This window comes from Actinomycetota bacterium, from assembly GCA_014360645.1.
In the GTDB taxonomy this organism is placed as follows: Bacteria; Actinomycetota; Geothermincolia; order Geothermincolales; family RBG-13-55-18; genus Solincola_B.
Map to the genome: position 1 here is coordinate 12,129 of JACIXD010000019.1, position 20,317 is coordinate 32,445.

13 protein-coding genes and 1 riboswitch are annotated in these 20,317 nt (G+C 65.5%); of the genes, 4 read left to right on the top strand and 9 right to left on the bottom strand.

What is annotated here, in order from left to right; translation table 11 throughout:
- Positions 1 to 312: 312 nt before the first annotated feature.
- The 3 genes from H5T74_14010 to H5T74_14020 all read left to right on the top strand — a co-directional run bounded on the left by H5T74_14010 (position 313) and on the right by H5T74_14020 (position 2,507).
- Entirely contained in the window at positions 313 to 1,488 is a 1,176-nt protein-coding gene (locus H5T74_14010) for a homocysteine biosynthesis protein (GenBank protein MBC7231490.1), read from the top strand.
- Positions 1,489 to 1,896, top strand: coding sequence for a 4Fe-4S dicluster domain-containing protein (locus tag H5T74_14015; GenBank protein MBC7231491.1), 408 nt, complete (start codon positions 1,489 to 1,491; stop codon positions 1,894 to 1,896).
- 290 nt (positions 1,897 to 2,186) lie between these two features.
- Positions 2,187 to 2,507, top strand: coding sequence for an FHA domain-containing protein (locus H5T74_14020; GenBank protein ID MBC7231492.1), 321 nt, complete (start codon positions 2,187 to 2,189; stop codon positions 2,505 to 2,507).
- A gap of 613 nt (positions 2,508 to 3,120) precedes the next feature.
- Here the strand turns inward: H5T74_14020 and H5T74_14025 are convergent.
- The 3 genes from H5T74_14025 to H5T74_14035 all read right to left on the bottom strand — a co-directional run bounded on the left by H5T74_14025 (position 3,121) and on the right by H5T74_14035 (position 7,557).
- Positions 3,121 to 4,458, bottom strand: a complete 1,338-nt coding sequence (locus H5T74_14025; GenBank protein MBC7231493.1) for an NAD(P)/FAD-dependent oxidoreductase — start codon at positions 4,456 to 4,458, stop codon at positions 3,121 to 3,123.
- 180 nt (positions 4,459 to 4,638) lie between these two features.
- Positions 4,639 to 5,499 carry a dTDP-4-dehydrorhamnose reductase gene (rfbD, locus tag H5T74_14030; GenBank protein ID MBC7231494.1) on the bottom strand — a complete coding sequence of 287 codons (861 nt, stop codon included), beginning with the start codon at positions 5,497 to 5,499 and terminating at the stop codon, positions 4,639 to 4,641.
- Between the two features lie 303 nt (positions 5,500 to 5,802).
- Positions 5,803 to 7,557, bottom strand: a complete 1,755-nt coding sequence (locus tag H5T74_14035) for a serine/threonine protein kinase (GenBank protein ID MBC7231495.1) — start codon at positions 7,555 to 7,557, stop codon at positions 5,803 to 5,805.
- 389 nt (positions 7,558 to 7,946) lie between these two features.
- On the opposite strand from H5T74_14035, the gene H5T74_14040 reads away from it, so the two are divergent.
- The gene (locus tag H5T74_14040) at positions 7,947 to 8,438 is read left to right on the top strand and encodes a dTDP-4-dehydrorhamnose 3,5-epimerase family protein (GenBank protein MBC7231496.1); all 492 of its coding nucleotides are present in this window, start codon (positions 7,947 to 7,949) and stop codon (positions 8,436 to 8,438) included.
- Positions 8,439 to 8,618: 180 nt separating this feature from the next.
- Here H5T74_14040 and H5T74_14045 read toward each other — a convergent pair whose 3' ends face one another.
- The 6 genes from H5T74_14045 to H5T74_14070 form a co-directional block, all read right to left on the bottom strand.
- On the bottom strand, positions 8,619 to 11,963 hold the full coding sequence (locus tag H5T74_14045) for a hypothetical protein (protein MBC7231497.1): 3,345 nt from the start codon (positions 11,961 to 11,963) through the stop codon (positions 8,619 to 8,621).
- A 278-nt stretch (positions 11,964 to 12,241) separates the two neighbouring features.
- A riboswitch (cyclic di-GMP riboswitch) is annotated at positions 12,242 to 12,326 on the bottom strand.
- A 509-nt stretch (positions 12,327 to 12,835) separates the two neighbouring features.
- Positions 12,836 to 14,446: an O-antigen ligase family protein gene (locus H5T74_14050; GenBank protein MBC7231498.1), complete on the bottom strand. Its 1,611-nt coding sequence runs from the start codon at positions 14,444 to 14,446 to the stop codon at positions 12,836 to 12,838.
- The gene (locus H5T74_14055; GenBank protein ID MBC7231499.1) at positions 14,434 to 15,588 is read right to left on the bottom strand and encodes a glycosyltransferase family 4 protein; all 1,155 of its coding nucleotides are present in this window, start codon (positions 15,586 to 15,588) and stop codon (positions 14,434 to 14,436) included. Before H5T74_14055 ends, H5T74_14050 begins: the two co-directional genes overlap by 13 nt.
- 33 nt (positions 15,589 to 15,621) lie before the next feature.
- Positions 15,622 to 17,244, bottom strand: coding sequence for a methyltransferase domain-containing protein (locus H5T74_14060; GenBank protein ID MBC7231500.1), 1,623 nt, complete (start codon positions 17,242 to 17,244; stop codon positions 15,622 to 15,624).
- 121 nt (positions 17,245 to 17,365) lie between these two features.
- Positions 17,366 to 18,418, bottom strand: coding sequence for an alpha/beta fold hydrolase (locus H5T74_14065; GenBank protein MBC7231501.1), 1,053 nt, complete (start codon positions 18,416 to 18,418; stop codon positions 17,366 to 17,368).
- Positions 18,419 to 18,524: 106 nt separating this feature from the next.
- Positions 18,525 to 20,243 carry an oligosaccharide flippase family protein gene (locus H5T74_14070; GenBank protein ID MBC7231502.1) on the bottom strand — a complete coding sequence of 573 codons (1,719 nt, stop codon included), beginning with the start codon at positions 20,241 to 20,243 and terminating at the stop codon, positions 18,525 to 18,527.
- Between the last annotated feature and the right edge of the window lie 74 nt (positions 20,244 to 20,317).

Consider the following 20,317-nt stretch of genomic DNA (forward strand, 5'->3'; position numbering starts at 1 on the left):
TCGTTGTCCGCGGTGGGAGCGGGAAGGATGCTGGGCAGGAGATACCATGAGATACGAGATAATCGGCTCGGGACGAGGAGAAAGGACGGTGGTGGCGCTGGTATGGGTCATGCCCGGCCTTCCCCGGTGACGCGTTGAAATCTTGCTGTGTTGGCGAATCAGGCATTTGGATTGACGGGTGGTCTTGATGAGATACGAGATAATCGGCTCGGGACGAGGAGAAAGGACGGTGGTGGCGCTGGTATGGGTCATGCCCGGCCTTCCCCGGTGACGTGCTTTTTGCTGAACGACGTGTAGATACGGAGGAAGGAAATGGGCAAGACCATAGCGGAGATAAACGAGAGGATCAAGCGGGGAGAGGCGGTGGTGGTGACCGCGGAGGAGGTCATCGGTATCGTAGAGGAGAAGGGCACCGCGCAGGCGGCGCGAGAGGTGGACGTGGTGACCACCGGCACCTTCGGGCCCATGTGCTCGTCGGGCGCGTTCGTCAACCTCGGGCATGCCCAGCCCCGCATGAAGATACACCGCGCGTGGCTGAACGAGGTCCCGGTGTTCTGCGGCATCGCCGCCGTGGACATCTACATCGGGGCCACGGAGATGGCGGAGCACGATCCCCTGAACGAGGTCTTCCCGGGCGAGTTCCGCTACGGGGGAGGTCACCTCATCGAGGACCTGGTGGCGGGAAAGAGCGTCCGCCTGCGGGCCACCTCCTACGGCACCGACTGCTACCCCAACCGCTCCTGGGAGCGTGACCTCACCCTGGCAGACGTCAAGGAGGCGTGGCTATTCAACCCGCGCAACGCCTACCAGAACTACAACGTTGCCGTCAACCTGTCGGACAGGGTCATCTACACCTACATGGGGGTACTGCGTCCCAACCTGGGCAACGCCAACTACTGCAGCGCGGGGCAGCTCTCACCCCTGCTCAACGACCCCCTGTTCCGCACCATAGGCATAGGAACGCGCATATTCCTAGGCGGCGGGGTCGGATACGTTGTCTGGCACGGCACTCAGCACAACACCGCGGTGCCGCGCGGTCCCGGGGGAGCGCCCACCCGGCCAGCGGGCACCATCTCGGTCATCGGCGACCTCAAGGGGATGAACCCGCGTTACCTCACCGGATATTCCATCCTGGGATACGGCGCCAGCCTGGCGGTGGGGATCGGCATCCCCATTCCCGTTCTGGACGAGGAGGTCATCAGGGCGGCGGCGGTGCGCGACGAGGACCTTGTGGCTCCTGTGGTAGATTATTCCATCGATTACCCGCAGGGCACGGGGAGGGTGCTGGGCGAGGTCACCTACGCCCAGCTCAAGAGCGGCAGCATCGACCTGGAGGGAAAGGAGATCCCCACCGCGCCGCTGTCCAGCTACAGCCGCGCGCGGGAGATCGCGGAGACGCTCAAGGACTGGATAGCGCGGGGGCGCTTCCTCCTCGGCGAGCCGGTGGAGCTCCTGCCCTGCGAGGCGCGCGAGGAGGGGGTGGTCTAGATGGTGCGGCACAAGGTGGTGCTCCACTTCCCCCACGAGCAGGTGGACAAGCCCATCGTGAGTAAGCTGGTGCGCGATTACAACCTGGACTTCAACATCCTCAAGGCCTCCATCACCCCGCGGGAGGAGGGCTTGCTGGTGCTGGAGATCACCGGCGAGGAGGCGGACTACGATAGGGGCATGGAATACATCCGCGGCTGCGGGGTCTCCGTGCAGCCCCTCTCCCAGGACATCCGGCGCAACGAGGAGAGGTGCACCCACTGCGGCGCCTGCCTGGCCGTCTGCCCCACCGATGCCCTAAGCGCGGACCGCACGACCATGGAGGTGCGCTTCGACGACGAGGAGTGCGTGGCCTGCGAGCTCTGCGTCAAGGTATGCCCGCCGCGCGCCATGGAGATCCATTACTGACGGCGGGTTGCGTCCGCGGAACATCCGGGAGCCGGGAGACATCGCCGCGCACGGTGGATATCCGGGACCGCGGGCGAGGGACTGGGGAGAAGAGCCACGTATCCCCGCGCGCGGGGGAGATCCTTGGCGGTAAGCTGCAGGCTTCCGCAACCAGGATATACATCCCCGCGCACGGTGCTTATCCATCGCCGACAGCGGGTTGTGCCCCGAGGGGGTTACGGCAAGCCCTGGCGATCCGCCGGGGCTTGCTCTGTCTTTACCGCTGGTCCGAATACTGTTAATAATAAGGTATGGCTTACCTGGAGTTAGAAGGCAGCGGGCAGAAGTTCGACCTCGACGAAAAGGCCGAATATACCCTGGGGAGGACGGACCCCGCCACCCATTCCTTCCCGGACATCGACCTCACCCCCTTCAACGGGGTGGAGGCCGGGGTCTCCAGGCGACATGCCAAGATAACGCGCTTGGGGGAGGACCGCTACTACATCATGGACCTCTCCAGCACCAACTACACCCACGTGAGCGGGGAAAGACTCGAGGCCTTCGAGCCCCGCGTGCTGGCGGACGGCGACGAGATCTTCCTGGGCACCCTCAAGCTCACCTTCCACTCTTAAAACCATGGGGTCAGCCCCGGACATGGGACATCTTGCATGTGGGGAAGCTTCCCACCCCTCCAGCAGCAACCGACCGCCAGGTCGATCCCGACGCGCGATTCACTCATGGGGCGCCTCCTTTCGGTTGGGACGGCTTCCTTGCCGGCACATGGGTCTGTTTGCCTGATCGTTCGGGGGCGTGCGTTCTCTATCTCGTTCCAGTCCCGGATTTGAGACAATTTGCACTTCAAGGAAAGTCAGGAAGGCCCCGCGGGAGTATTGCTTGTGTCGTATACCGAAGCCGAGAACCTCCGGCGCCCGTCAGTCGCCATCCCATCACCGCGAAGCGCTCGTGCGTGTCCGTTCCCGCGTGCGGCACGGATATCAACCTCCTTTCACAACCATCTCTTTTCCCGCCAGGAAGAGAGCATCACGGGAGGCTGCCTTTTCATGAGATGGGATTACTCCCTTTGGGGATTCATATATATATATATTGGCAATAGCATACAACCGATAAGGGATCGCCCAGTCGTATTAATCTGAGAAAAACGACACCGGCATGACAATTGGCAATAGCATACAACCGATAAGGGATCGCCCAGAGCTTTTCCAGACTTTCTGGGACTTGACCGGATCACGAGCCCCGCGGCAGGGCTCTGGCAACCCGGGAGCGCCATTCCTCCAGGAGGACGGGATCCCAGCGCTGCGGGTATGCTTCGTAAGCCCTCTTGAGCGCGATGGCGGATGCGGCGTGGAAGGCGAAGCGCGCGGTGAACAGGGGATGACGCAGGCTGCGCGCGCGGCGCAGGGCATCTTTGAGGTCGAGGCCCAGGGGCTCGGCCTTGAGGCCCGCCTCCACGTCCCCCGGGGTCATGACGTATCCGATGAGCCTGTCCATGTCCTCGGGCTTGAAGTCGGCGGTGAGAGAACGCGTCACCTCGAAGTAGGCCATCAGCGCCCCGCGTCCCCGCTGGTAACGGACGGCGTATTCCCAGAGGTTCTCCCGGCCGGTGTCGCCCTCGCGCAGGCAGCGGGCGAAGGTCCGCGCCGCGAGGTCTCCGGCGATCATGGACGAGGCCACGCCTGACCCGTGGGCGGGTATGACCATGCAGGCCGCGTCTCCGGCAAGCATGAACCCGTGGTCCACCAGGACGTCCAGGGACCGGCGCACCGGAATAAGCCCCCCCCCCCCGTAATGGCGCCGCCCGCCCACCCCCTTTTCCTCCAGGAAACGGCGCACGAACTCGCCCGCGGGCTCCTCGCTCTTGTTGCGGTCGTATCCGACCAAGATGTCCAGCTCGTTCTCGCGCGGGTCCCAGTGCAGCATGAGCACGGAATACCCTCCCCTCCAGCCGACGCGCGATACGTTGACATCGGGGGGGATGCCCAGGAGGGTGGGAACGTCCGGGGCATCCCCGGGGTCGAAGCGCCGCTGTTCCCTCCAGGCGGTGACCATGCAGCTCTCATCGATCTCGCGAGGCACGGGCGAGGACTCGGGAAGGCCTCGGCGCAGCACCGCCTCCCAACCCGAGGCGTCCAGCACCCCACGGGCCTCGATCTCCTCCCCGGCCTCGGTGCGCACCCCCGCCACGCGCTCGCCGTCCAGGAGAGGACCGGATACCCTCACCCCACCCCTGAACTCCGCCCCGGCCTCCACGGCGTCGCGGAGCAGCCGGCGGGCGAAGAAACTCATGCGCACCTCCACGGTGGGGTTGGAGGTGGTCTCTATGAAATGTCTTCCGGAGGGGGATAACAGGCGCGACGAGAGCGGCGAGGGCATGGTCTCCTCTCCCGCGGGCATGGCTATCCCCAGGCGGCCGAACACGGAACGCTCCACCCCGTTCACCCAGGGATGCCCCAGGTTATCCTGCTCCTGGCGGTCCAGAAGTAGCACGCGGTGCCCTTCCGCCGCTGTCCTGGCGGCCGCCACGCAGCCTGCGCATCCCGCTCCCACCACCACGAGGTCATACATGCGGTGCTCCTTTCGACTGAACGTGCCCAAAGGCTGGCGGTCAAACTCTCCGGCCCGCTTCTTCCTCCTTCCCCGCGGGATGTCCGAGTGCGATGAATCCTGCGGCTTTATCGCCGGCTGCCCGTGCCGGTACGGAAAGACTCGATCCCGCCTTCCCCCTTGCCCCCCTTGAGTGTGGGTTCAGAACTCGCCCGATCCCAGCAGCCAGTCCACGTACTCCTTCAGGGGCTCCAGGTAATGCCGCGCGGGCGGGAACCCCTGCAGGCGCAGGTTGAGGTTGTCCAGGGGAGAATAGGGAGGGCGCGGGCAGGGCAGGCCGAGATCCGCGTAGACGATGGGCTCCACGGGGATATCGGTCAACCCCGCCGTCTCCACGATCTGGCGCGCGAACTCATAGCGCGAGCAGACCCCGGAGTTGGTGGCGTGATAGAGGCCGTATTTCCCGGACAGGCAGACGTCGCGTATGATGCGCGCCAGGTCGCCGGTGTAGGTGGGCGTCCCCACCTCGTCGGTGACCACGCGCAGGGAGCCCTTCTCCCTGGCGTTGCGGAGGATGCTTTTCACGAAGTTTCGCTTGCCGTGCCTGCCGAACAGCCACTGGGTGCGGAAGACGAACCAGCGCGGCAGCAGCGAGGCGGTATAGCGCTCCGAGGCCAGTTTCGCCTTGCCGTAAACCCCCTGGGGGTTGGGCTCGTCGAACTCGTTGTAGGCCGACCCCTTCCTTCCGTCGAACACGTAGTCGGAGCTCACGAAGGCCAGGGGGCAGTCCACCTGCTGGCAGGCCAGTACCAGGTTTTGGTTGCCGGCGAAGTTCACGCGCAGGGAGGGTTCCGGGTCGAGCTCGGCGCCGTCGGCGTCCAGGTCAGCGGCGGTGTTCACGAGGAGGTCCGGCTTTAGGGAGGGGATCTTTTCCATCACCAGCGCGTGGTCGGTGATGTCCAGGTCGAGGTCGAAGCCGAGCACCTCCGCGCCTATCTCACGGAAGGCCTCCACCAAGTCCCTGCCGAGTTGTCCTTCCGCCCCGCATATCACCACGCGCATCGCGTCCTCCCCTTGACTTCTCACGCAGACCGGGATCCGTCGCGCAACACGGGAGCGGAGCTCTTGACAAGCCTGCGCCGCTTCGCCCGTTGAGCACGAGCCCCGCATCAGCTTTCCGCGTTACGTAAACATATTATCAGCATCGGCTCTTCTCCCGTAAGCACGACGAACGGGGAAGAAGGCTTCGGTGGTTATGAAGCCGGGCGCTCCGCCGGGGTCCGCCGACGGGAACGTGAGACGCTCCTCCGTTTCGACCATGCGCTGTGAGCAGGAACCGGAAAACGGCTGGGTGTGTTCGGCGCGTTATGTCCCATGTCCGGGGCTGACCCCATGGCGTTTGATGTGCATGCAGGCGGAGTAGGTGAAGAGGGACGAGACCAGCGCCAGCCAGTAGCCCCATCCCACCCCCGCGAGGGTCCCGGCGAAGTTGAGGCCGGCGGCCTTCTGGTAACCGATGCCCCCGAACACCCTCAAGCCCAGGAAGAGGAGCACCAGGAGTACGCACAGCAGACACAGGGCGCGCATCAAGCCCTCCCATATGCGCGACTTTCCCGCCCCCAGCAGCAACAGGGCGTTCGCTCCCCAGGCCAGGGCCACCAGCGCCGCCACCGCCATGCCCTCCGGAAAGGTGATGCCCAGCAGGGCACGGGAGGGGTTGAGTCCTTTCCCTATCCACGGGAACATGGCCGAGGCCATGAGAACGGCGCCCGCGGCGAGGAGCGCCCCGCTCCAGCGTAGCGCTTCGGGAGGTCCGAGGGAGGCGATCCCGCTTCCCCCACCCTCCCGCGTTACGGTCGAGGGAAGCGGGTGCGTCCGGAGGTCGGCGGAGGGACGCCACGCGGCGGAGCGCGGCGCGGCCTCCTCCCCAGCCTCCGCGGCCAATCTCCTCTCCACGTGCTCCAGGGAGGCGGGAGGGACGTCGGTGCGGTAGCGCCGTTCCAGTTCCTGCCATGAACTCTCCGCCGCTGCCCTGCCCCCCGGACCACCTCCGCCCGGACCGCCGCCGTGTCCCGGTACGGGTCTATGCCCCACGGCGGACCTTTCCGCCCCTTCCCGGTCTTCCTCGCCGTGATAGATGCGTGCGATGAGTTCTCTCCATTCCCTGTCCCGGCGAAAGTCCGGCCCCGCCGCTTCTCCGCTCGCCTGCATCTCCTGCAGGTCCAGCCCCCTGGCGGCCTCCAACTCGCTGCGCAGGGCTTCCCGCTTGTCGAACCTCTCCTCGCCCTCGGGGGCCGTGGCCATCCCCAGCTCGGAACGTACCCGCATGAGGTCGTCCTTGAACTCCCCCATGTCCTTGTAACGCCGTTCCGGGTCTTTCTCCAGAGCGCGGTTGATGATGTGCACCAGGCTCATGGGAACGTCGTCCCGGTACTCCAACAGCGACACGGGATCCTCGCCCGCCACGCGGTAGATGATGGCGTAGTCGTTCTCGGCGTCGAAAGGCCGTTTCCCGGCGAGGGCCTCGTAGAGGGTTACGCCCAGCGAGAAGATATCCACGCGGTGGTCGTAGGGCATCCCCCTGACCATCTCCGGCGCTATGTAGTTGGGGGTGCCCATGATCACGTCGGTATGGGTACGGTCGCTCACCTTGAGCATCTTGGCGATGCCGAAGTCCGCCACCTTGACGTTGCCGTTCTCGAGCACGAAGATGTTGTCCGGCTTGATGTCCCGGTGGACGATGCCGTGGGAATGCGCATAGTGGAGGGCGTCTCCGATCATGGGGGCCATGCTCAGCACCTCCTCCACGGAGAGCGAGCGCTCCGCGAGGACGTCCCGCAGCGTCTTGCCTTCCAGGTATTCCATGACGATGAACTGCCGCTCCCCCGCGGAGATGATGTCGTGCACGGTAAGGATGTGGGGATGGGAGAGGCGGGCCGCAGCCCTGGCCTCGAGGCGGAACCGCTCCCTCAGCTCCTCCTTTTCCTTTTCGTCGAGATATTCGGGAACGGCGAGCTCCTTCAGGGCTACGTCCCTGTCCAGCAGGTCATCATGGGCCAGGTATACCCGCCCCATGGCGCCGCGCCCAGTCTCCCTGACGATACGGTATCTCGCCGCCATCTTTCTCTCCCGCCCACGATAACTCGCGTTCACCCCGCTTTATCGGACGCGGCGGCGATGAACATGAGCGGAACCGCGCTCGCATTCTCCCGCGAACTCGCCTCGCCCGTTCCGCGAAATCCGGGACACGGCGGAAGCATGCCGCATCGTCTCGACAGGCGCTTTCGCGGTTGAAAAAACCGGTAGGCCGCCCTGTCATTCAGACAGACCAAGCAATTACGACAAGAAGAAAAGAGGGGTTATCTCCCGGATGTTCGAGCAAGGGGCGATCTCCCAGATCTTCGACCTTGGAACCATGATACTGCGTCCGGTCTCCGGAGGCGCACTCCGGAGGCGAAAGGTTGCCGCTGGGCGTCATCCACGCTAACCTAGACGGGAGGTGATGCTCGATGGAAGAGACGTATCCTGAAGCGATAGAGGGAGTGGTCGTAAAACCCCTGGTACGCCACTGCGACGAGCGGGGATACCTCCTGGAGGTGGCCAGGGACGACGACGGGCTGCTGGAACGCTTCGGGCAGAGCACCTTCACCCTCACCTATCCCGGGGTGATCAAAGCCTTCCACTGGCACCGCAAACAGCACGACCTCTGGTTCGTGTCCCAGGGCGAAGCCCGGGTGGTGCTACACGACCTACGGGAGGATTCTCCCACCTACCGGCGCACCCAGGTCATCTTCACGGGAGAGCACCTGCCCCTGGTCATCCTCATCCCGCCCGGGGTGGCACACGGCTACCAGGTCCTGGGGGACCGTCCCGTGGGCCTTTTCTACCACACCACCCGCTCCTACGATCCCTCCAGCCCCGACGAGGAGCGCATCCCCTACGACGACCCCTCCATCGGCTTCGACTGGAGTGAGGGGTCGGTTTATCGATCTGGTAATTAACCCCATGATTGTCCATCTGATCCTGCATACCGTCGAGGATTCTGGATCAGCTACCTGACCCAACTGGAAAGGGCCCCCGGAGGGGCCCTTTCCGCAGCGGTGTGACGTTACATCCTCATGTCACGGCGGCCGCGCGAACGCTCCCGTTGCCGCCGCGCCCTTTACATTACCTTTACATTATTAACGCTTACCCAGTTGCTCCTGGCGCCTGGGGCGCAGCCCAAGGGCCAGGAAGGCCAGCCCGAGCATCATGAGCGCCGCGGCCGAGACCAGCAGGGGATACTGTTCCAGGCCGGTCCTGGGAAGGGTGCCGGTGGCACCCCCGGTCTCGGGACTCTCGGGCGTGACCACCTCGCCTCCCACCTCCACCTCGGCGTTGAGGAAGTCGATGCCCGTCTTCTCCTCGCCGGGAACCAGTTTCACCGCCACGCTCTCGTCGCTTATGGAGCTCATCTTCTCGGGATCGAACTCCTCGGTCACCGTATAGTCGCCCGCCTCAAGGAGCAGGAAGGCGTAGCTGCCGTCGGCCCCGGTGACGGTCTGTATGCTTACGGCGTCCCCGCCGAGGGTCTTGCCGTCGAGCTTGACGGTCACCCCGGCTCCCGGCTTGTCCTTGGTCTCATCGATGAGGCCGTCGCCGTCGTCCAGCCACTTGTTGCCCTCGATGCTGCCGTAGGGGGCGTTGGCGAAGATCACCGCGATGCTCTCGCCCGGTCCCACCACCACGGGGTCTATGGCCGTGGGGCGGGTGGCGTAATATCCCGCCGGGACCTTCTCCTCCACCCGGTATTCCCCAGGCAGCAGGTTCCGGAAGAGGAAGGCGCCGTCCTCGCCGCTCACCGTCTTCGCCAGGGCTTCCGTCTCTCCCAGGCCGGTGAGGGTTATCTCCACGCCCTCAAGCCCGGGCTCGCCCTCATCCCGCGCTCCGTCGCCGTCCAGGTCGAGGAACTTGAGGCCTTCGATGCGCCCGTAGGGGCAGTTCCCGAAGTCCACCACCGCTCCCTCTCCGGCCGAGAGCTCCACGGCCACGCTGACGGGAGTGCAGGCGAAGTAGCCTTCCATACCCTCCTCCATCACCGTATAGGCACCGGGCTTGAGGTCAGTGAAGGAGTAGGCACCGTCCTCGCCGGTGACCGCGGTTCCTACCAGCTCCACGGGCGGATTGCCCTCGAAGAGCTTAATGGTGACGCCGGCTATCATCACCGTCTCAGATTCGCCCCAGATGCCGTCGGCGTTGGCGTCAAGCCATTTCTTTCCGGAGATGGACCCGAAGGGAGCGTTCCCGAAGAAGACCTCCTCGGTCTCGCCGGGATCCACTTCGACCACGATGGACACCGGGCCCGTGGGGTAGTACCCGGGGGCCGTGGACTCGTCCACCGCCACCACGTAGATCCCCGGCACCAGATCCTGGAAGCAGAACCTGCCTCCGCCGGCGGTAACCGTGCTATACGCGCCGCCGTTGAGCTTGATGGTCACCCCGTCCAGGCCTTCCTCGCCCTCGTCCATGGCTCCGTTCTGGTTCATGTCCAGGTACTTGACGCCGCAGATGGCGCCGTAGCGGCAGTTGAGGAAGTCCAGTCCCTCCACGGGAACACCGCCCTTGAGGTCCACGTAGTCGTGGGCACCGTCATCGGGATTGGTGGGAAACCACCCCGCGGGCAGCACCTCCACCACCCGGTACTCTCCGGGGAGCAGACCGGTGAAGGAGTAGGAGCCGTCCTCGGCGGTTTCGGCGGTGGCTTTCAAGACGTCGCCCTGCCAGAGCTGGATGGTCACCCCCGCCAGCGGGGACTCGCCATCGTCCAGTTTACCGTTGTGGTTCAGGTCTTCCCACTTACTGCCGGAGATGGAGAGGTAGCGGCTGTTGAGGAAGTCCAGTCCCTCCACGTTGTCCCCGCAGCCCACCTCGATGCCTTCGTATATGCCGCCGGCGGGGCTGGTGGGATACCAGCCATCGGGGAGCACCTCCTTCACGGTATAGACGCCGTCCAGGAGGTCTTCAAAGAAATAGCTGCCGTCCTCGGCGGTTTCGGCGGTGGCTTTCAAGACGTCGCCCTGCCAGAGCTGGATGGTCACCCCCGCCACCGGGGGCTCCAGGGCTTCCTTCTTGCCGTTGTGGTTCAGGTCCTCGTACTTGTGGCCCGAGATATGGAAGTTACGGGCGATGGGGATCTCCACCTGCTTCCACCAGCAGAAGGGGCAGCGCAGGTAGAGCTGGTCGCGCACCGTGCCCGCGGTGGCGTGCCATCCCTCGGGTACGGTTATCTCCACCGCGTATTCGGACCATCCCATTCCCGAGTAGTTCAAAGGAAGGTTCATCCAGCCCGCCCATCCCGCGGGATAGGGGGGCATGATGAAGCCGAAAGGCGCGAATATGCCGTAGGCTCCCGGCCCCGAGTACTTCTGGTAAGGGCCGTCGTAGCCGTTGGCGGGGATCCATTCTCCACCCGAGACATGGTAGAGGCTCACCGGCACCCCGCTCACCAGCGGCTCGCCCTGGTCGGCCACGCCGTTGCAGTTGACGTCCTCGACCACCAGCACTTCCACTACACCGTAGGAGCAGGGCGGCCTGCCGGGCTTGTTGCAGAAGTCCACCCCGGTGACGTCCTGTCCCTCGGGCACCGTCACGCAGACGCTGGTGGGGGAGCAGGGCTCGGTGTTGTCGGGCTCGATCTCCTTGACGGTGTACTCCCCGGGCTCGAGGTCCGCGAAGGAATAGCTGCCGTCCGCGGCGGTGGTAGTGGTGCCCTTCTTCGTGCCGCCCTGCCAGAGCTCGATGGTCACCCCGCCGAGGCCCTGCTTGTCCGAGAGGTCACCGTCGCCGTCGGGGTCCAGCCACTTGTGCCCGGAGATGGAGCCCTTGAGCGCCACGTTGGGGGCGTTGCCGAAGTACTTGGTGACCTTCTGCCCTAAGCATATATCGAAGGTGTAGGAGGCTGGAGTGGTCGCGTGGTAGCCATCGGGGATCACTTCGCTCACCGTGTGGCTTCCGACCGGCACTTCACTGTAGATTACCTTGCCGTCCGTGCCGGTCACCTTGGGGTTGCCGCCGTCGAGGAGGATGGTGACGCCCTGCATACCCGTCTCCCCGGTATCTTTCTTGCCGTTCGCGTTGGCATCCAGGAACTTGATGACCTCCAGCCTTCCGTAGCACAGGATGTCGGCTCCCGTCTCAGGATAGGCCGTGGCCTGAGGGGCGGCATGCGTTCCCTCCGCGCCGGCCTCCTCCAGGTCGGCCGGACCCGCCTGGTCCCCGAGCTCTTCTCCCTCCGGCAGGTCCGCCGTCGCGGAAGCCTCTTTCTCTCCGGGTTCCGCGTCAGCCTCTTCCTCCGCTATCTGCTCTCCCGGAGCGCCCTCCGTGAGCTCGGCGGTGGTCGGCTCCGCCGCCCCCGTCATCACGCTGCGACCCATCGCGGAAGTCAGCCTGCCGCCTCCCGCGAGCGCGGATACGATCCCTCCCAGGAGCGTAACCAGGACCAGAGCGGTGATGGATGCGAGGGCCAAAAACCTTCTCGACCTGTCCATGAACGTCACCTCCGCTTTCCTGCTCTCTCGTCTGCAGGGACGCTTTCTTCGCGCCTCTCCGCGCGGCACGAATGGGGATCGAGGTGAGGGATCTCCGGATGATCCCCGGAGTCAGGGAAGGCTTCTGCCCTGTGGTCTGCCAACGCTTATGCCGAGTCAGTCTTGGTCGCGACCGGAAAGCCTGCCCCTTTTCCAGCCCCTCTAGCCCCTTTTGCGTCCTCCCTTTTGCCTCACCTCTTTTTGCATCCGTCACTTGTATGAAAAAACCCGACCGCCTGAGACGATCGGGCCGGTTTCACCACTAGCTCCCCGCAACCCAGGTGACCACGTCACGCGCTGCGGATCATCGCTTCCCTATCGTGAGCAAGTATTCTTTTGTCTTCTCTTGATCATTATACCAGAAAAAACCGTATTGCAAACCTCCTTCTGTATGATTGCGTTGTTACTATATTGTTACAAATCCGGCGTGCGTTGAGCGCTCCGCAAGGCGATGCGGGGCCTCGCCCTCGGTGAAGCGATATTCGGATCATCTCATCCAGGTGTGCGTTGAGCGCTCCGCAAGGCGATGCGGGACGGGACGGAAGGATCTTGCCGCCGCTCGCGGAACCCGCCGCTTCAGGTTCCCGCTCACCACTCAAGAGTCCTCCGTGACACCGGTCCACGGACAGCGGTGGGGGCTGAGGCCGGCGTGGTCCGCGTCAGGCCACCGTGTCTCCATGCAGCTGGGTATGGTGGCTTGCCCCTGTATCGCTGAGGCCGGTATGGTCCGCGTCAGGCCACTGTGTGACCGCGCTGGATAAGCTCCGCGCCGCGCGGAAAACTGGGCCCGCCGGGCCGGTATCATGCGAAGAGTCGGGCAGGCGCCTCTCTCTTCAGCGGGCAGGAGGGAAGTGATATGTCCCATGTCCGGGGCTGACCCCATACAGGAGGATGGGGCGTTTCGCCTCCTTCACCGGGACCACCTCGTCCCGGTAGATATTGTAAAGGCTCCCGGCCATGCCCATGTAGAACCAGAAGAGGGTGACCATGGGGATGGCGAAGAGCAGCCAAGCCCCGAAGAGGTTGGCCACCGCGTACCCCACCATGCCCAGCACGAGGGCCTCGGAGTAGAAATAGATGAAGGGGTCGTCGCGGGAGCCGTGCCGCGCCTTCAGCAGCAGCCCCCAGTAGAGGATGAAGAGGAGCAGGAAGGCGGAAAAGCCCACCAGGCCGTGGGAGACAAGGTAGGTCAGGAAGGCGTTCTCCACCGCCGCCCAGGTGTAGCGCAGGTTGTTCTCCACGATGCGCTGTCCCTCCATGCCCATGCCCACGCCGAAGACGGGGTGTTCCAGGAAGAAGTCCAGGGCCAGGCTGTACTGGTAGATGCGGGCCTGCGCCGCCTCCTTGGCGCTCAGGCTGACGAAACGCTTCTTGATGAACTCCGGGGGATTGAGCATCACGAAGACCAGGGCGATGATGAGGAGCACCGTGAGCGCCGTCAGGAACACGCGCCGGTCGAAGAACCCGAACAGCCCGTAGGCGAGGGCGATGCAGCCGGCCCCCGTCCAGGCGGCCCGGGAGCCGGTATAGAACAGGGCCACCACGTTCATCCCCAGGCCCAGAAGGAGCAGGCAGCGCTGCCACCACCGCCTGTAGAGCCAGAGGAGGCTTATGAAGAAGGGGAGGGCGAAGACGAGGTAACCCCCGAACACGTTCGGGTGCATGAAGGTGGAGTTGATGCGGTATGCCTGCGCGCTGCTCTCGCCCGCCACGTAGTTGACGCTCTCGGGAAAGCCCAGCTTTGCCAGGTACCGCTCCGCGAATTCCCTCGACCAGACCTCCCCCTTCACCTTCTGCACCAGCCCGAAGCCGGCCACCACGCTGCTGCAGACCAGCATGGTGACCAGGAGCACCTGCAACTGGCGGCGCGACCTCACCAGGTAGATCAACGTGAAGAAGATGTAGCAGAAGAAGACGGTGCGCACGAAGCGGAAGAGCCCCACGTACCACTTGGCGCCGTTGAGCAGGCCCACGAAACAGGCCAGGATGGAGGTCAGGACGTAGAGGGCCACGGCTATGGTGAGGGGGCTCCTGAAGACCTCCTCCACCTCCTGCCAGTCCTTCTCGATGACGGCGCGGAACATCCTCACCAGGATCGTGACCAGGACCATGGCCATGACGATCTCGTGCACGTTGAAGTGGATGCCCCGCGTCTCTCCCACCATGGCGATCTGGATGCCCAGGTTCCAACTGGGGCCGGCCTGGGGGAGCACGAGGTTGAACACGAAGGCGATCCATATCCCGACGAAGGGGTTGCGGTAGACGACGACGAAGAGCGCCAGCCCGCCCAGCACCCCGAAGACGATGAGCACCGGCAGGCGCGAGACCAGCGCCCCCGCCAGGAGACCCAGGAGGGACACCGCCATAAGGACCGCCGCCACCTTCACGTAGGCGGGAGAGGCGGCGATGCCGACACCCGGACTGCGCTCCCTTATCCGGACCACCTCCCCTCAAGGACGCCACGGTACAGCTCCATGATACTATGCGCCGCCCGCTCCCAGGTGAAGCGGCGCGCGCGCTCCCTCCCCCTCGCGGCCGCCTCCCGCGCCCAGGAACGGTCCGCGGTCAGCCTGCGCAGCCCCGCGGCGATCTCCCTCGGCTCCAGGGGATCCACCAGCAGGCCGGCGTCTCCCACCACCTCGGGGATGGAGGAGGCGCGCGAGGCCAGCACCGGCACCCCGCAGGCCATGGCCTCCAGGAGAGGCAGGCCGAAGCCCTCGTAGAGGGAGAGGCATAGAAAGGCGTCGGCGCCGGAATAGAGGGCCGGGAGGTCTTCCTCAGGGACGAACCCCGTGAGCACCACCCGCTCTTCGAGACCCAGCTCCTCGACGAGATCGTAGATATAGCCCTCGAAACCCAGGTGATCGCCGCACAGCGCCAGCCGGTGGTCGCCGCCGCCCGAGAGGAGGAAGCGCTTGAAGCCCAGGAGCATGTTGTGGAGGTTCTTCCTGGGATCGAACCCTCCCAGATAGAGGAAATATGGTCTCGAGAGCCCGTATCTGGTACATGTTTCCAGCACCTTCTTTTCCTCCGAGGGTCGGTACAGGGGAGAGACGCCCTCGTACACCACGGCGATACGCTCGCGCGGTATGCCCCAGATGCGCTCCACGTCCCGCCTCGTGTTCTCCGACACCGCCACCACCACCCGCGCCCGACGCGCCGCGTGCCTGTGGGCCAGCATCCACCTCCAGGAAGTGGGGCCCAGGTAAGGTCCCCGCAGCACCAGCAGAATGAGGTCGTGCACGGTGACCAGGCTGGGGGTGCGCAGGAACGGGGTCATGTCGTGGTCGATGGCGTGGAAGAGGTCCAGCCCCGCTCCGTCGATCTCTTTCGCCATGGCCAGGTAAGGCCCCAGCGGCCCGGCGAAGGCGTACCCGTCCAGGCGCATGGGGCGCCATTCCAGCCGCGCCGCCGCCTGTGGGGAGAGGAGGCCGGGTGGAAGCCGCTCGAGGGTGCCGAAGAGCACGAGCCTGTGCTCGGGTTCCGCCTGCGCCGCCAGGGCTTCCAGAAGGCGCGCCGTATAGCGCCCGATGCCGCGCGTGCGGTTGACGTTGCAGAGACCCCGGCCGTCAAGCCCTATCCTCACCGCGATACCTCCCGGAAGGCCTCGCGGTCTCCCTCAGTCAGCGGCACCCTCTCCGCACCCCCTTCCGCCTGCGCTCGGCTTGACCGCGCGCAGGAAGAGCAGCCTTCCTCGCCCGGATAGAAAGGGTATATTTTCCATACGCGTGAAGGCCTCCAGGTCGCCGCGGTAGAGAGCGGGCAGTTTGAGGTCCGGCAGCAGGGTGGCGGCTTGTATCTCCGTCAACCCGGCCTTTACCGCCATGCTCATCAGCTCCCGGGGGGCGTGAGTATGCCGCGGCCGGGCTACGGGCCTGGGATCCGAACCTCGGAAGAGGGCGTTGCGCGCCGCCAGTGCCAGCACGCCGCCCGGCTTGAGCACCCTCGCCAGCTCCGCCAGCACAGCCGCGGGGTCTTCCGCCCGGTCGAGCAGGAACTGGGAGGCAACGGCATCGAAGGTCCCGTCCGGGAAGGGCATGCGGCAGGGATCGCCGACCAGGCGCTCGCAGGCGCGCGCGCCGCCCGCCGCTCCGGGCGGCGTGGCCGGCCCTCCCCCGCACGGAGGCGCCGTGAGGGGAGACCTCCCCCTCGCTTCCGTCCCCTCCAGCGCGGCTCCGGGAGCCGGCTCTTCACCCTCCTCCGCATGTCCCTCTTCGCTGCGGGCAACGGAACGGAGGTCCGCGCCGGCGGGAATTCCCCGGGCCTCGTGCCCTCCCTCCTCCAGAACGTCCAGCCAGGTGACCTCGATGCCCTCCAATCCCGCGAGGAGGTTCGCCAGGGCTCCCTCTGCCTCACCCACCAGGAGCACCCTGCTCCCGCGCACGGGAGCGAGCATGCGCGCCATCCTTCCCGCGCGCAGTTGCGCTTCCCTTCCCCCCTCGCGCGGGCGTGCCGTGGCCATGAGGCTGGTACAAAAGAGATATCCCAGGGGTCGGGCGAAGAGCATCTTCATGGCCGCTTTCTCCCAGCGTTTGGGCTGGATGCCCACGAAGAAAGAGCGCGGGATCACCCGGGGGCGGAAACCGCCCGCGGAGAGCCCGCGGTGGAGGGAAAGGGGACTCTGCTCGTTCACGTGCATGACGTCGTCGTACTGGCCCCGCAGGTCCTCGGGCAGCTCGCGTCGGAGCAGCAGGCGCGCCGCCGCGCGCACCAGCGGGTATCCGAACCGGTAGAACCAGGTGTTGGGCCCGGTATGCACCACCAGCATACCCCAGGGCCGCAGCACGCGCGCGATCTCGCCCAGGGTGTGCTCTATCTCGTAGTCATGCAGGTGTTCGTAGACGTCGATCAGGAACACCACGTCGAAGGAGCCGTCGCGGAAATCCAGCCCCTTGGCGTCCGCGAGACGGAACTCTACCCGCTCGCGCTCCGCGGCGCTCATCGCCGCGCGTCGTTCCAATGAGAGCTCGATGGCGGCGGGCGCGTAATCGATGCCCACGGCGTGGGCGCCGCGCCGGGCCGCCTCGCAGGCCAGCTCCCCCCTACCACACCCCACGTCCAACACCCACCTGCCCTCGAGGTCCCCCGCGGCAGCCAGGGCCTCCCGGATGCGCTCGGGGAGCGCCTCGCAGCCGCTTTCCAGAAGATGGTATCCCTCGCAATCGCTGGTGAAGTACTCCCGCGTGTAGAGCTCGGGCGACACCGGTCGGGGCCTGGCCCTTCCCTCATCCCGCATGTCCATCACCGTCCACGCGTCCGGGCATCTCTTTCCGTCGCGGCGGGGCGAGGCCGCCTTCGCCGCCGGGTATCCTCCGCCGCAACCGTTTCATGACCACATCCGCCCGCCCCCGACTCCACTCACCCTAAAGGTACCTCTCAAACCACGCGAACATGAGCTCCCAGACCTCGAGGCGCCCGGCGGGGGCGTTGATGCAGTGCGCCTCCTCCGGATAGATCTTGAGCTCCGCCGTCTTTCCTTTTTCCAACATGGCCTGGTAGAGACGGCGGGCCTGGTCCACGGGGCAGAGGGGGTCCTTCTCGCCGTGGATGATGAGCACCGCCGCCTGGATGCCGTCGACGTAGTTGAGGGCGGAGCGTACCGCGTACTCCTGAGGGACCTGCTCCGGCGTGCCGCCCACCATGGGGAGGAGCTCGTTCTTCAAGGCCTCCGCCGCGGGGTCCGTGGACGAGGCGATGTTCCGGTACAGGTCCACGGCATCGTAGAAGCCAGCCTCGGCCACCACCGCCTTGATGCGAGGGTCGCGCGCGGCGGCGAGCACGGATACCGCGGCGCCGTGGCTCTGGCCGTACATGCCCACGCGCTCGCCTTCCACCAGCCCTTCCCTCTGGAGGTAATCCACCGCCGCGATGACGTCGTCCACCTCTCCCTTGGCCCCCTCATGGGAACCCTGCGACATGCCGCTGCCTCGGAAATCCGGGTTGAAGACCAGGTACCCGCGATCCCTGATCATCAGGGCGACCTCGCTGAAGTCGCCCGCAGTACCGAAACCGGCGTGGTTGACGATGACGGTGGGCCAGGGCCCTCTCCCCTCCGGCGGACGGAAGAGCAGGCCGGATACGGTGAGGCCCCCGCTGCTCGGGTAGAACACTCGCTCCGCCACCTTCTCCATAACCGCCATGGCCTCGTAGGCCTGGTCTATCAGGCGGTCGGCGCTTCTGAAGTCCCCCTGGTTGTATGCATCCAGCGCCTCCAGCCACTTGGCGCGCGCCTCGCGCACGTCGTATCCCTCGCCCGCCTTCCGGGAGATCTCGTTGGCGCAGGCCAGTCCACGCACCGTCACGCCCGCCTGGTCGATGATCCTGCCCAGCGTGCAACCACAGCCTCCGACGAGGATCCCCGCCGCCAGGATCACCGCCGTGATCGCCACTGCCTTGAGCGTATTCCTCAAACCCATGACCTTCTCCAAACCTGCTCTTGACCAACCGCCGCGGCTCGACCCGTCGCATGGAACGTCTCCCCGGCCCCGCCCGTTCGCGCCGGGCCGCGCCGCGGGCTCGTGCCTATACCGTAAGCCACTCGTTCAACTCCCGCAAACCCGACCGCGAGAGCGCCCTGCCTCCGAAGGCCAGTGCCAGATAGAGCATCGTCAGCACGGCGGCCGAGATGAAGGCGTATTGGGTGGCGGCGATGAAGGTGTCCTTCCCCGCCACCAGCACCCGGTGCAGGAGGAAGGCGGCGGCGTAGAGCGCTCCCAGGATAACCACCGGGGGCCCCGCGAAACCTGGGAGGTGGACACGGTGGTCCAGCGCGCGCGCGAGGCGCCGGGAGAGAAGCAGGAAGACCACCGCCTCGCTGAGGAGCACCGCAAGAGCCGCCCCCGTGTATCCCCAGAGGGAGATGGCCAAAGCGCCCACCGCCGCTTTGAAGGGGAGGCCGATTAGCACCACCGCGGTGACCGTCTTCTGGCGGTCGATGACCACAAAGAAGGGGAAGCTCACCGCGGTCATGAAAGTGAAGCACATGGCCCCCATGGTCATCCAGGTGGCGTGCCAGGCGGTGATGAACTCGTGCTTCTGCAGCACCAGCACCGGCCGCGCCAGCACCGGCACCACCACCGCCAGGGGCACCACCAGCATCCAGGCATAATAGATAAGGCGTTCCCATAATTTTCCAAGCCGTTCTGGATGCTTTCCCCCCACCTTGGACACCGCCGGGAGCACCGCCATGTTGAGCGCCAGGGTGAGGAAGACGAAGGCCTTGGCGAACATGCCCGCAGCGCTGTAGAGGCCCACCTCCGTGTCGCCTCGCAGCCAGGAGAGGATGGGGATGTCTATCCCCGCGTAAACCGTGACCCCCGCCGCCACCACAGCCAGAGGCCAGGCGCTGGTCAGGAGGTACCTCCACAGGGGCCTGTCCATGGTGAAGGGGCCGAGCCTGAAGACGGAGGAGGGATCCTCCTCCGGAGGGGAGACCGGCCCTCCACCCCCTTCCTCACCCTTCTCCTCCAGCGCCTGCGCGCCCTCCCCCTCCGCCAGTTCTGCATAGGAACAGTCGGCCAGCAGGGCCTCCCCGGCCGCCTCTCCCGAGACCTCGGGCACGTGGGTCACCGCTTCCGCCACCGCCATCTCGTCGATACCGGCCCTCTCTCTGCCCTTGCCCCGCAGCACCCGGCGGTAGGCTATGTAGAGGTGAAATATGGAATAGAGGATGGTGATGATGTAGATCAACACCAGGTATACCAGCACGCCCGGCAGTCCCGCCACCACCACGTAAACGGACATCCCCACCTTCATCATCCCCATGATCAGGTAGACCAGGGCCACCGTCCCCAGGCGCTCCAGGGCGATGAAGTTCTCGCACAGGGAGTTGGAGAAGGGCTGCTCGATGAGGAGGCAGAAGGCGACGGTGAAGACCACCCAGAACTTCTCCCCCGCCAGCTCTCCCCCGCCCTGCAGGGCCAGGCTTGCCACGTTGGTCACCATGAGCAGGGCGAAAGCCGCCATACCCAGCAGGAAGCGGAGGGAAGCCACGTTGGAGAAATAACGCGGCAGCCTGGAATCGTCCTGCGAGGCGTCGCGGATGGAGATGTTGCCGAGACCGAAATCCGGTATCACCTGGAAGATTGTGTAAAGAGAGAACGCGTAGGTGTAGATGCCCGCCTTCTCCGGCCCCAGATTGCGGTTGATGATGATGGCGAGTATGAAGGTCAGCCCGGAGGTGACCACCCTGGCGCCCACCAGCGCGGCGGTGTTCCTGGAAAGGCGGCCCACTCGCTCCACTTTCGCCTCCCTGGTCAGGTCGAGCCGCGAGGGACAACTGCCCGCGCGGCCTGCCCGGGAGCGGAAAGCGGACC

What these genes read in the sequence shown, in the direction of transcription:
- H5T74_14015 (MBC7231491.1), top strand. Translation starts at nt 1,489, where the DNA reads ATGGTGCGGCACAAGGTGGTGCTCCACTTCCCCCACGAGCAGGTGGAC.
- H5T74_14060 (MBC7231500.1), bottom strand. Translation starts at nt 17,244, where the DNA reads ATGGACATGCGGGATGAGGGAAGGGCCAGGCCCCGACCGGTGTCGCCC.
- H5T74_14020 (MBC7231492.1), top strand. Translation starts at nt 2,187, where the DNA reads ATGGCTTACCTGGAGTTAGAAGGCAGCGGGCAGAAGTTCGACCTCGAC.
- H5T74_14035 (MBC7231495.1), bottom strand. Translation starts at nt 7,557, where the DNA reads ATGGCGGCGAGATACCGTATCGTCAGGGAGACTGGGCGCGGCGCCATG.
- H5T74_14040 (MBC7231496.1), top strand. Translation starts at nt 7,947, where the DNA reads ATGGAAGAGACGTATCCTGAAGCGATAGAGGGAGTGGTCGTAAAACCC.
- H5T74_14025 (MBC7231493.1), bottom strand. Translation starts at nt 4,458, where the DNA reads ATGTATGACCTCGTGGTGGTGGGAGCGGGATGCGCAGGCTGCGTGGCG.
- H5T74_14065 (MBC7231501.1), bottom strand. Translation starts at nt 18,418, where the DNA reads ATGGGTTTGAGGAATACGCTCAAGGCAGTGGCGATCACGGCGGTGATC.
- H5T74_14010 (MBC7231490.1), top strand. Translation starts at nt 313, where the DNA reads ATGGGCAAGACCATAGCGGAGATAAACGAGAGGATCAAGCGGGGAGAG.
- H5T74_14045 (MBC7231497.1), bottom strand. Translation starts at nt 11,963, where the DNA reads ATGGACAGGTCGAGAAGGTTTTTGGCCCTCGCATCCATCACCGCTCTG.
- rfbD (MBC7231494.1), bottom strand. Translation starts at nt 5,499, where the DNA reads ATGCGCGTGGTGATATGCGGGGCGGAAGGACAACTCGGCAGGGACTTG.